At 73.8% G+C, this 12,175-nt stretch carries 8 protein-coding genes; 3 read left to right on the top strand and 5 right to left on the bottom strand.

What is annotated here, in order from left to right:
* Window positions 1-198: 198 nt before the first annotated feature.
* From ACIQVD_RS07325 to ACIQVD_RS07335, 3 genes are all read left to right on the top strand, one after another.
* Window positions 199-846 carry a DUF6230 family protein gene (locus ACIQVD_RS07325; protein ID WP_100836306.1) on the top strand — a complete coding sequence of 216 codons (648 nt, stop codon included), beginning with the start codon at window positions 199-201 and terminating at the stop codon, window positions 844-846.
* 142 nt (window positions 847-988) lie between these two features.
* Entirely contained in the window at window positions 989-1,564 is a 576-nt protein-coding gene (locus tag ACIQVD_RS07330) for a DUF6114 domain-containing protein (protein ID WP_402286606.1), read from the top strand.
* Window positions 1,561-2,802, top strand: a complete 1,242-nt coding sequence (locus ACIQVD_RS07335; protein ID WP_402286609.1) for a hypothetical protein — start codon at window positions 1,561-1,563, stop codon at window positions 2,800-2,802. Before ACIQVD_RS07330 ends, ACIQVD_RS07335 begins: the two co-directional genes overlap by 4 nt.
* A 74-nt stretch (window positions 2,803-2,876) precedes the next feature.
* On the opposite strand, the gene pyk is transcribed toward ACIQVD_RS07335, so the two are convergent.
* From pyk to ACIQVD_RS07360, 5 genes are all read right to left on the bottom strand, one after another.
* On the bottom strand, window positions 2,877-4,307 hold the full coding sequence (gene pyk / locus ACIQVD_RS07340) for a pyruvate kinase (RefSeq protein ID WP_100836303.1): 1,431 nt from the start codon (window positions 4,305-4,307) through the stop codon (window positions 2,877-2,879).
* Between the two features lie 112 nt (window positions 4,308-4,419).
* Entirely contained in the window at window positions 4,420-5,625 is a 1,206-nt protein-coding gene (locus tag ACIQVD_RS07345; protein ID WP_400681724.1) for an acetate kinase, read from the bottom strand.
* Complete coding sequence (gene pta, locus ACIQVD_RS07350) at window positions 5,622-7,832, bottom strand: phosphate acetyltransferase (protein ID WP_400682633.1); 2,211 nt, start codon at window positions 7,830-7,832, stop codon at window positions 5,622-5,624. Before pta ends, ACIQVD_RS07345 begins: the two co-directional genes overlap by 4 nt.
* 132 nt (window positions 7,833-7,964) lie before the next feature.
* A complete protein-coding gene (gene glgB, locus ACIQVD_RS07355; protein ID WP_400681722.1) occupies window positions 7,965-10,406 on the bottom strand; it encodes a 1,4-alpha-glucan branching protein GlgB in 2,442 nt (813 codons plus the stop codon).
* Between the two features lie 164 nt (window positions 10,407-10,570).
* Complete coding sequence (locus tag ACIQVD_RS07360; RefSeq protein ID WP_400682631.1) at window positions 10,571-12,004, bottom strand: maltokinase; 1,434 nt, start codon at window positions 12,002-12,004, stop codon at window positions 10,571-10,573.
* Between the last annotated feature and the right edge of the window lie 171 nt (window positions 12,005-12,175).

Here is a 12,175-nt window from a genome sequence, read left to right on the forward strand (position 1 = left end):
CAGCGGTTCCTGGCCTCGAAACGGCCGCGCGGCCCGCGCGGCCGCCTGGTTGTCGCTCGGGGGTGATCGCCGGCGCCGTCCCCACGGCAGCAGGCGCTCTCCGCTACCGAGGACGTAGCTCTCTCCCATCCCGGGCCGGACCACGTGCGGGACGCACCGGAACGACCGGAGATGTACGTCCTAGAAGGAGGACCACGCATGTCCCAGTCCTACGGCAAGACCCGCTGGAAGCGCTTCGCCCTGGTGATGGTGCCCAGCATCGCGGCCACCGCCGCGATCGGCGTCTCGCTGGCCAACTCCGCCCTCGCGGCCTCGTTCTCGGTCTCCGGCCAGCAGTTCAAGGTCACCGTCGACGACCTCCAGGGCGAGGGCTTCTCCCAGTTCGGCGGCGTGGACGTCGAGAAGAACGGCACCCCGCACCCGGTCGCGGTCTCGGCCTTCGACCACGCGACGCTGAAGAACCTGTGCCAGTCGGTCGTCACCGACCTCGGCCCGCTCGGCAAGTGGACCCTGGTCCTCAACGCCGGCCAGAGCGACGACAAGGCGAAGCAGGTCGACGCCCAGCAGCTGCTGATCGACCTCAACCAGCTGAACGCGGACGCCGAGTTCAAGAACATCAACATCGGCCAGGACGCCGGCACCCTCAAGGGCTCCGCCGTCAAGAAGCTCCAGGACGACGGCGGCACCCTGCCGACCGGCGCCCAGGGCTTCGCCCAGGCCGCCGACTCCGCGCACCTGCAGCACGTCCAGCAGACCGCGTGGGCCACCTCGGCCGGCACCTTCACGCTCAACGGCCTGAAGCTGAACATCAACAAGGGCTCCGGCGCGGGCGTCGAGTGCTACTAGTCCGCACCTGAGGGCCCGCCGGCCGGGCCCGACGGCGGACCACCGGTGCGAGGGGGCGGCCGCGCCGCCCCCTCGCACCGCACCCCGGCGCACCCGGGACCACCCGTCTCCCCCCTCGGACCCACCATCGAGGAGTCGCACCATGTCCAGCGCAACCGTCGAGGCCTGGCCCGAGAACCCGGTCGGCCCGGTCGGCCGCACCCGGCGGGGGTTCCGCACGTGGCGGCGCACCCGGCCGTTCTGGGGCGGGCTGCTCGCGATGATCGCCGGCGTGCCGATCCTGTACTTCCCCTACGCCCACCTCAGCCTGGGCGGTCTGACGGTGGCGATGGCCACCACCGCCGGCGCCGGCTCGATGATCATCGGCCTGCTCATGATCTCGCTCGGGCTGACCGCCTGGTTCCAGCCCCTGGTGCGGATCTTCTGCGGGGTGGCGACCACCATCCTGGCGCTGATCTCCGTCCCGGTCTCCAACCTCGGCGGCTTCGGCATGGGCCTGGTGCCCGGCCTGATCGCCGGCGGCCTGCTGGTGTCCTGGGCGCCGCTGCCGGAGCCGGCCGCCGAGCCGGTCGCCGACCCGGCCACCGAGTCCGCCGCCGAGTTCGCCGCCGCGCCGCAGCCGGCCCCCGCCGCGCAGCTGCCCGCCCAGGCCGCCGCCGAGCGGCCGCTGGAGCACGGGGCCGTCCCGCAGGCACCCGTCGGAGAGGAGCAGCGGTGACCGGACCCGAGAAGCCGACCGTCCCCGGCCCGCGGCACGCGGTGCCCCGGGAGGGGGTCCGCTCCCGGCTGCGCGGACGGGCGCTGGCGATCGCCGCCGTGCCGACCGCGCTGCTGGTCGGCGCCGCCTACGCGCCGACGCTGGCCGCCGCCGACCCGCAGCAGAGCGGCGCCTGCGCCCCGGACACGGTGCTGAAGGAGACGCCCGTCCCGAAGAGCGAGATCAAGGTGCTGCCGGACTCCTCGGTGAGCCGGGCCGCGGCCGTCGGGCAGGCCCCGGCGGGCAGCGCCGCCGCGGTGCCGGCGGTCTTCACCGGCCCGGCCGGCCCCGCGACGGCGCAGTCCGCCGTGTACACCGTGCCGAAGGCGGGCGCCGCCCCCGGCGGGGTCCAGCAGGCCGGGGTGATCGACGACTGGTGGAACAACCTGATCCACCCGGGCGCGAGCGCCTCCCCGTCCCCGACGCCCTCGCCGACCGCGCGGCCCACCACCGCCGCGCCGACCACCCCCGCGGCCACCCCGGCCCCGTCCGGCGCCCCCCGCGCCGCCGGGACGCCCGCCGCCCCGCCCGCGCCCTCCGCTCCGGCCGCGAGCGGCTCCACCGCCCCGAAGCCCACCGCCTCCGGCGGCGCCGCGCCCAAGGGCAGCGCCACGCCCTCGCCGTCGCCGTCCGCCTCGGCCTCCGCCTCCGCGGACCCGAACTGCCTGGTCAGCACCAAGGGCCTGGCCGCGAAGGCGGCCCCCTCCGGCCACGTGGTGCCGGACCAGAACTGGGTGCTGCACTCGACCCGGCTGGCGCTGCACGGCTCGGTGTTCAACGGCGTCTACGACGTCACCACGGAGAGCGGCACCAAGCGGGTGCTGAAGTTCACCACGGCCAGCGTCGACATCGAGAACCTCGACATGTCGACCATCCAGATCCCCGGCCTGACCTTCCACGTGAAGAGCCGCGAGGGGTCGACCTCGACCATGCGCAACGGGCCGATCACCATGTACGTGGAGAGCCTGTCGGGCAACCTGGCGGCGGTCTACGGCCTGCCGATCCCGATCGACCTGGGCCAGATCACGCTCACCCCGGACACCCTGCCGAAGTGGCTGTGGGACCTGCTGGGCGCGGTGCCGATCCCGCTGGACCTGACGCTGACCAACGCCAAGGCGGTGCAGGCGGGCCAGTTCGGCGGCGACCTGACCATCCCCGGCATGCGGCTGTTCAACGACAAGGAGCCGTACGACGGCTGACCGGCCGCCACGGAACGCCGCAGGGGCGGGACCCGGTCCTCGGGTCCCGCCCCTGCGGCGTTCGTGCGGGGTGCTCAGCTCTCCGAGCGGGCGCCCAGGTGGTGCACCTGGACCATGTTGGTGGTGCCCGGGATGCCGACCGGCACGCCGGCCGTGACGATCACGGTGTCGCCCTCGGCGAGGCGGTTCATCTTGAGCAGCTCGCGGTCGACCTGCTCGACCATCTCGTCGGTGGTGGCCACCTGCTCCGAGACGTACGCCTCGACGCCCCAGCTCAGCGAGAGCTGGTTGCGGGTGGCGACGTCCGGGGTGAAGGCGATCACCGGGATCGGCGAGCGGTAGCGGGAGAGCCGGCGCGCGGTGTCACCGGACTTGGTGAACGCGACCAGCGCCTTGCCGTCCAGGAAGTCGCCCAGCTCGCACGCGGCGCGGGCGACCGAGCCGCCCTGGGTGCGCGGCTTGCGGCCCGGGTTGAGCGGCTGGAGGCCCTGCGAGAGCAGCTCCTCCTCGGCCTTCTCGGCGATCCTGCTCATGGTCTTGACGGTCTCGACCGGGTACTTGCCGACGCTCGACTCGGCGGACAGCATGACCGCGTCCGCCCCGTCCAGGATGGCGTTGGCGACGTCGGAGACCTCGGCGCGGGTCGGGCGCGAGGCGTGGATCATCGACTCCATCATCTGGGTGGCGACGATGACCGGCTTGGCGTTGCGGCGGGCGAGGGTGACCAGCCGCTTCTGGACCAGCGGCACCTTCTCCAGCGGGTACTCGACGGCGAGGTCGCCGCGAGCCACCATGATCGCGTCGAAGGCGAGGACGATCTCCTCCATGGCCTCGACGGCCTGCGGCTTCTCGATCTTGGCGATGACGGGCACACGAATGCCGACCTCGTCCATGACCTTGTGCACGTCGTCGATGTCCCCGGCGTTGCGGACGAACGACAGCGCGACCATGTCGACGCCCAGCTGGAGGGCGAAGCGCAGGTCGTCCTTGTCCTTCTCGGACAGCGCGGGGACGTTGACCGCCGCGCCGGGCAGGTTGATGCCCTTGTTGTTGGAGAGCACGCCGCCCTCGACCACCACGGTCTTCACCCGCGGGCCGTCGACGCTGACGACCTCCAGGGCGATGACGCCGTCGTTGATCAGGATCGGGTCGCCGGGCTTCACGTCGCCGGGCAGGCCCTTGTAGGTGGTGCCGCAGATGTGCTGGTCACCGGGGACGTCCTCGGTGGTGATGGTGAACGTGTCGCCGTTGTCAACGGTCACCGGGCCGTTGGCGAAGGTCGCCAGACGGATCTTGGGGCCCTGCAGGTCGGCCAGCACGCCGATGGTGCGGCCGGTGTCCTCCGAGACCTGGCGGACGCGGCGGTACCGGTCCTCGTGCTCGGCGTGGGAGCCGTGGCTCATGTTGAGGCGGGCGACGTTCATGCCCGCTTCGACGATGGCCTTCAGCTGTTCGTAGGAGTCCGTCGCGGGACCCAGGGTGCAGACAATTTTCGCTCGGCGCATATCCGTCAGTCTATCCGTTCGTGTTATCGGTACATTCAGCTCGTACCGTCAGATATCGCCAACGAACATTCCGAGGGGTGGGATACTGACGGGTAGTCATCCCGCGCGGGGCCTACACCTCGTGGACCAGCGCGAACGCCTGCTGGGCGATCTCCAGCTCCTCGTCGGTCGGCACCACGGCGACGGTGACCCGCGAGTAGGACGGCGAGACCGTCCGCGCCTCCCGCGAGCGCACCGCGTTCAGCTCCGGGTCGACCGAAATGCCCAGCTCCTCCAGGTTGGCACAGACCGCGGCCCGCACCTCGACGGAGTTCTCCCCGACACCCGCGGTGAACGCCACCGCGTCCACCCGCCCCAGCACCGCGTAGTAGCCGCCCAGGTAGCGCCGGATCCGGTGCACGTACGAGTCGAACGCCAGCTTGGCGTCCTCCTCGCCCTCCTGGGCCCGGCGCACCACCTCGCGCATGTCGTTGTCCCCGCACAGGCCCAGCAGACCGCTGCGCCGGTTCAGCAGGTCGTCGATCCCGTCGATGCTCATCCCGCCCACCCGGTGCAGGTGGAACACCAGGCCCGGGTCCACGTCGCCGGAGCGGGTGCCCATCACCAGGCCCTCCAGCGGGGTCAGGCCCATTGAGGTCTCCACGCACACCCCGCCCGCCACCGCCGAGGCCGAGGCGCCGTTGCCCAGGTGCAGCACGATCACGTTCAGCTCCGCCGGGTCCCGGCCGAGCAGCCGGGCGGTGGCCCGGGAGACGTACCGGTGCGAGGTGCCGTGGAAGCCGTAGCGGCGCACCCGGTGCGCGTCGGCGGTGGCCCGGTCGATCGCGTAGCGGGCCGCGTGCTCGGGCAGCGTGGCGTGGAACGCGGTGTCGAACACCGCGACCTGCGGCAGGTCCGGGCGCAGCGCCCGGGCCACCTCGATGCCGGTGATGTTCGCCGGGTTGTGCAGCGGCGCGACCGGGATCAGCCGGCGGATCTCGGCCAGCACCGCGTCGGTGACCAGGGTCGGCCGGGTGAAGCGCAGCCCGCCGTGCACCACCCGGTGGCCGATCGCCGCCAGCTCCGGCGAGTCCAGGCCCATCAGGTCCGCGGCCAGCTCCCCGGCCACCGCCTCCAGCGCCACGTCGTGCCCGGCGAAGCGCCGCAGCGTCTCGCGCGGCTCCCCGGTCAGCGGCAGGTGCAGCAGCCGGCCGCCCTCCTCGCCGATCCGCTCCACCAGGCCGGAGGCCAGCTTCGAGCCGTCCAGCATGTCGATCAGCTGGTACTTCACCGAGGACGACCCGGCGTTCAGCACCAGGACACGGGTACCGGCGGTCACTGCGGGCCTCCTGCGACGGGGTTCTCGACGGCGGCGGGGGCTGCGGCCCCTGCGGAAGCGGGAGCGGGAGCGGGGGCGGCGGCCTCGGCGGCGGCCTCGGCCGCGGTCTGGGACTGGATCGCGGTGATCGCCACCGTGTTGACGATGTCCTCCACCAGCGCGCCCCGGGACAGGTCGTTCACCGGCTTGTTCAGGCCCTGGAGCACCGGGCCGACCGCGATCGCCCCGGCCGAGCGCTGCACCGCCTTGTAGGTGTTGTTGCCGGTGTTCAGGTCCGGGAAGATCAGCACGGTGGCCCGCCCGGCCACCGCCGAGCCCGGCAGCTTGGTCGCCGCGACGTGCGCGTCCACCGCCGCGTCGTACTGGATCGGGCCCTCCACCAGCAGGTCCGGGCGCTGCTCGCGGACCAGCTCGGTGGCCCTGCGGACCTTGTCCACGTCCGCGCCGGAGCCCGAGGTGCCGGTCGAGTACGACAGCATCGCCACCCGCGGCTCCACCCCGAACTGGGCGGCGGTCTCCGCCGACTGGATCGCGATGTCGGCCAGCTGCCGGGCGTCCGGGTCCGGGTTGACCGCGCAGTCGCCGTACACCAGCACCTTGTCGGCCAGGCACATGAAGAACACCGAGGAGACGATCGCCGCGCCCGGCGAGGTCTTGATCACCTCGAAGGCCGGCCGGATGGTCGCCGCGGTCGAGTGCACCGCGCCGGAGACCATGCCGTCCGCGATGCCCTCCTGCACCATCAGGGTGCCGAAGTACGAGACGTCGGCGACCACGTCCAGCGCCCGCTCCACCGTCATGCCCTTGTGCGCCCGGGCCTTCGCGTACAGCTCGGCGAACTGCTGGCGCAGCGGACTGGCCGCCGGGTCGACGATCCGGGCCTGCGCGCCCGCGTCGCCGGCCTGCGGGAACTCGATGCCCAGCGCGGCCAGTCGGCGGTGCACCGCGTCCGGGTCGCCGAGCAGGGTCAGGTCGCAGATGTTGCGGCGCAGCAGCACCTCGGCGGCGCGCAGCACCCGGTCCTCGGTGCCCTCCGGCAGCACGATGTGCCGGCGGTCCGCGCGGGCCCGCTCCAGCAGCGCGTGCTCGAACATCATCGGGGTCACCCGCTCGGACCGGCTCAGCTCGATCCGGCTGGTCAACTCGACGGTGTCCACGTGCAGTTCGAACAGGCCGAGGGCGATCTCGGCCTTCCGCGGGCTGTTCGGCCCGATCCGGCCCTCCAGGTGGGTGAGCGCCGCCGCGGTCAGCCAGGAGCCCTCCGACACCTCCGCGACCGGGGTGCCCGGGGCCAGCCGGGAGGCCAGCGCCATCACGTTCGGGCCCGGGTGCTGGCCGAGCGTCAGCAGCACGCCCGCGATCGGCGGCGAGCCCGCCGCGTGCGCCGCCAGCGACCCGATCACCAGGTCCGCCCGGTCGCCCGGGGTCACCACCAGCGCGCCCTCGGTCAGCGCGTCCAGGAAGGTCGGCAGCATCGCCCCGCCGAACACGAAGTTCCGCACGTCCCGGGAGAGCCCCGCCGCGTCGCCCAGCAGCACCGTCGCGCCGGTCGCCTCCACCAGCTGCGCCACCGTCGGCGCGGCCAGCGCCGGCTCCTCCGGGATCACGTACACCGGCACCGGCAGCTTCTCGGTCAGCGTCCGCTGCACCTGCTGCTTGGCCCCCGGCCGGACCCGGTTGGCCACCATCGCCAGGATCGAGCACCCCAGGTCCCGGTAGGCCCGGTGCGCGTTGCGCACCTCCGCGACCACCGCCTGCGGGTCCTCGTGCCGGCCGCCGACCACCGGCAGCACGCCCGCCCCGAACTCGTTCGCCAGCCGGGCGTTGAACGCCAGCTCGTCCGGGATGTTGGTCTCCGAGAAGTCGGTGCCCAGCACCAGCACCGCCTGGCAGCGCCGCTCCAGCTGGTGGAACCGGTCCACCAGCGCCGAGACCAGCTCGTCCTGCCCGCGGGCCGCCTGCAGCGCCGCCGCCTCGTCGTAGGTCAGCCCGTACAGCTCGGCGACCGGCAGGTCCAGCCGGTACCTGCCGCGCAGCAGCTCCACCACGTGGTCGCTGCCCGCCTCGCCGCCGTCGGGGGCGTGCACCAGCGGCCGGAACACCCCCACCCGGTCCACCTGGCGGGTGAGCAGTTCCATGACCCCGAGCTCCACGGCCTGCCGGCCGTCCCCCCGGTCGATCCCGGTCACGTACACGCTGCGCGCCACGGTGGAGCTCTCCGTCCGGTCGTCCCAGGCTGCGGTCGTACCGACCATACCGTCGTACCACACGGGGGACTTGCTGCGGCACCGCCGCTACCGCCGCACGGGTCGGGTGCCGCGCGGCGGTAGCGGAGCGGTTCAGCGGGCCGGGCGGAGCCAGACGGTGGCCAGCGGCGGCAGGACCAGCTCGGCCGAGCGCGGCTGGGCGTTCCACGGCTCGGACTCGGACTTCACCGGGCCGGAGTTGGCCACCCCGCTGCCGCCGTACTCCTCGGCGTCGGTGTTGAGCGCCTCCTCCCAGACCTGCTCGGCCCCCTCCAGCCGGGGCAGGCCGACCCGGAAGCCGTGCCGGACCACCGGGGAGAAGTTGCAGACCGCCACCAGCGGGCTGCCGTCGGCGGCGAACCGGACGAAGGACAGCACGTTGTCCTCGGCCGCGCCGCCGTCCAGCCAGGCGAACCCGGCCGGGACGGTGTCCTGCTCGTACAGCGCCGGGGTCTCCCGGTAGACGTGGTTGAGCGCGCCGACCAGGCGCTGCACGCCGCGGTGGTCGGCGTGCGCCGGCCAGCCCTCGTCCAGCACCCACCACTGCGGGCCGTGCTCGTGGTCCCACTCCGCGCCCTGGGCGAACTCCTGCCCCATGAACAGCAGTTGCTTGCCCGGGTGGGCCCACATGAAGCCCAGGTAGGCCCGGTGGTTGGCGCGCTGCTGCCACCAGTCGCCGGGCATCTTGGCGACCAGCGCCTGCTTGCCGTGCACCACCTCGTCGTGCGAGATCGGCAGGATGTAGTTCTCCGAGTAGGCGTACACCATCGAGAAGGTCATCTCGTTGTGGTGGTACTTGCGGTGCACCGGCTCCTTGGCGATGTACACCAGCGAGTCGTGCATCCAGCCCATGTTCCACTTCAGGCCGAAGCCCAGCCCGCCGCTGTCGGTCGGCCGGGTCACCCCCTCCCAGGCGGTGGACTCCTCGGCGACCGTCAGCACGCCCGGGCAGCGCCGGTAGACGGTGGCGTTCATCTCCTGCAGGAAGGAGGCCGCGTCCAGGTTCTCCCGGCCGCCGTACTGGTTGGGCGTCCAGGCGCCGCCCTCCCGGGAGTAGTCCAGGTAGAGCATCGAGGCCACCGCGTCCACCCGCAGGCCGTCGACGTGGAACTCCTCGCACCAGTACACCGCGTTGGCGACCAGGAAGTTGCGCACCTCGGTGCGGCCGTAGTCGAACTCCAGCGTCCCCCAGTCCGGGTGCTCGGCGCGCAGCGGGTCGGCCGGCTCGTACAGCGGCTCGCCGTCGAACCGGGCCAGCGCGAAGCCGTCCTTGGGGAAGTGCGCGGGCACCCAGTCGACCAGCACGCCGATGCCGTGCCGGTGCAGGGTGTCGACCAGGTGCCGGAAGTCGTCCGGGGTGCCGAGCCGGGCGGTCGGGGCGTAGAAGCCGGAGACCTGGTAGCCCCAGGAGCCGCCGAACGGGTGCTCCATCACCGGCATGAACTCGACGTGGGTGAAGCCGAGTTCGTTCAGGTAGCCGGGCAGCACCTCGGCGATCTCCCGGTAGGACGTCAGCTCCGGCCGCCAGGACGCCAGGTGCAGCTCGTAGACGGACATCGGGGCGCGGTGGTGCACGGTGCGGGCGCGCCGCGCCATCCAGTCGGCGTCCTGCCACTCGTGCCGGGAGACGGTCACCACCGAGGCGGTCTCCGGCGGGCACTGGGTGGCCCGGGCCAGCGGGTCGGCCTTCTCCAGCCGGTGCCCCTGCCGGGTGAGGATCTGGTACTTGTAGCGCTCGCCCTCGCCGACCCCCGGCAGGAACACCTCCCACACGCCCGAGGAGCCCAGCGAGCGCATCGGGTGCGCGGTGCCGTCCCAGTGGTTGAACGAGCCGATCACCCGCACCCCGACCGCGTTCGGCGCCCAGACCGCGAACGCCGTGCCGGCCACCCCGTCGACCGTGCGCAGGTGCGAGCCCAGCGCCTGCCACAGCTGCTCGTGCCGGCCCTCCCGGATCAGGTGCAGGTCCAGCTCGCCCAGCGTCGGGGCGAACCGGTAGCCGTCCTCCTGGGCCAGCGGCTCGCCGCCCGGGTACGTCACCCGCAGGGTGTAGCGCGGGAAGCTCTGCCCGGTCAGCAGGCCGGTGAACAGGCCGCCCTGCTGGTGGGTCAGCTCCGCCGGACCCAGCTCGGTCTCCACCACCACCCGCTCCGCGAACGGCCGCAGCACTCGGATCGCGGTGCCCGTCGGCAGCTCGTGCGCGCCCAGCAGCGCGTGCGGGTCGTGGTGCGCGCCGGAGACCAGCCGCTCCACCTCGGCCGGCGGCAGCGGGGCCTCCGGCAGCCGCAGCGCGCCCCCGGCGGCCGGCGGCCGGGCCGCGGCCGGGGCGGAGTCCGCCGCACCCGCCCGCCCGGCCGGCTTCGCCGCGCTGGACTTCGCCGGGGCCGCGGCCGGGGTCTTCGCGGCGGGGGTCTTCGCGGCGGGCTTCGCAGCGGGCCGCCCGGCGGTGGCCTTGCTGCGCGGACCGCTGCGGAACGTGGCCGGGACGGCCGGGGGGCGGTCGGCGGACGGGTCGAGCGGACCGAGCGGGGTCACGGCGGAATCCTCCAGGATCGGGGTGCCTTGCGCGGGGGGACGCGGGGAGCTGTCGGGGAGGGGCGGGTGGCGCGGGTGGCGCGGGTCGTACGGGTGGTGCCGGTCGCACGGGTGGCGCGCGGGCGCGCGGCGGCCCGGCCGCCGGGCGGGCGGCCGGGCCCGGGTCAGACGGAGTCCGCCAGGCGGTTGATCGCGGCCAGCGGGATGGGCAGCCAGCTCGGCCGGTGCCGGGCCTCGTACACCACCTCGTAGACCGCCTTGTCGATCTCCAGCGCCCGCATCAGCTCCGGGGTGCCGGCCGGGTCGGCGCCGCCGCCCGCGGTGTAGCCCGCGCAGTACGCGGCCCGGTTGCGGGCGGCCCAGGCCGAGGCGAGCAGGGCCAGCTCCGGGTCCTGGCCGGGGGCGCCGGCCAGCAGGTGGGCGGCCGCGTAGTCGAAGGAGCGGAGCATCGCGGCGACGTCCCGCAGCGCGGGCTGCGGGAGGCGGCGCTCGGCCAGCGGCTTGGCCGGCTCGCCCTCGAAGTCCAGCAGCACCCAGCCCTGCGGGGTGCGCATCGCCTGGCCCAGGTGCAGGTCGCCGTGGATCCGCTGGACCAGCAGGCCGTCCAGGTGGGCCTCGGTGAGCTGCTGGAACGCGGCGCGCAGCGCGGGGCGGTAGCGCATCAGGCCGGGCACGGCGGTGACCGCGGAGTCCAGCCGGGCAGCCATCGCGTCGGCCAGCTCGGCGATCTTCGTCCGGTCCAGCCGGGCGGTCGGCATGCTGCGGGCCAGCACCCGGTGCACCTCGGCGGTGGCCCGGCCCAGCCGGTGCGCCTCGATCGCGAAGTTGCCCGGCGAGGGGTCGCCCTTGAGCCGGGCGACCTGGTCGAGGGCCAGCTCCCAGCCGTCCTCGGCGTCCTCCAGGTAGCGCTGCAGCAGGCCCAGGGTGGCGGGCTCGGAGCGCTCCAGCCGGCACTCGAACCAGGCGGCGACCCGCGGGATGCGGGTCGAGCCGGCCCGGGACAGCGCCAGCGAGAGTTCCAGGTCGGGGTTGGTGCCCGGACTGATCCGGCGGAACAGCTTGAGGATGAACGCGGTGTCGTAGATCACCGAGGAGTTGGACTGCTCGGCGGTGGACGCCCGCCCCGGCAGGTTGCCCGGCAGGCCCGGGCCGGGGGTGCGGCGGAACGACAGCGAGCCGAACCGGTCGCCGGTCGCCAGGTGCTCCAGCAGCCGGCCGGTCAGCTCCGGGTCGTGCACCGCGTCGTAGAGCGTCGCCCCGTCGTAGGTGCCGCCCGTCAGCCGGCCCAGCACCGCCATCGGGCCGACCGAGGCGGGCTGCTCCGAGCGGATGCCCAGCAGCAGCTGGTAGACGTCCTCCGGGCCGGCGGAGGCGCCGCCGTACTCGACCCGCAGCAGCAGGTGCAGCAGGGCCGGGTCGCCGACCTGGAGCGGGGTGCCGACCACCGGGGTGAGCGCGGCGATCGGCCGGCCCTTGCCAGCGTACCAGCGCTGGGTGGGCAGCCACTCGGCGATCAGCGGCATGGTTGCCTGGACCAGTTCGCCGACTCCGGCGGCGGTTCTCCGGACCCCCGGTGTGCGCGTTCCCACCGGCCCCATGGCGGCGTCGGAGGGCTCACGGTGCACGTGGGCTTGAGAACGGGAGGGTTCGGACATGACTCCCTTTCCCCGGAAGCGGGCGGCTGCCCGACGAATCGTGGCCGGGCCCAGCAGTCTTCCGGATTTCGGCGGCGCGGCGGCGACGGCACGCGAGCAGCGGCTCGGTGTCAC

Origin of the sequence: Kitasatospora sp. NPDC090308, from assembly GCF_044769485.1 — a bacterium.
Lineage (GTDB): Bacteria > Actinomycetota > Actinomycetes > Streptomycetales > Streptomycetaceae > Kitasatospora > Kitasatospora fiedleri.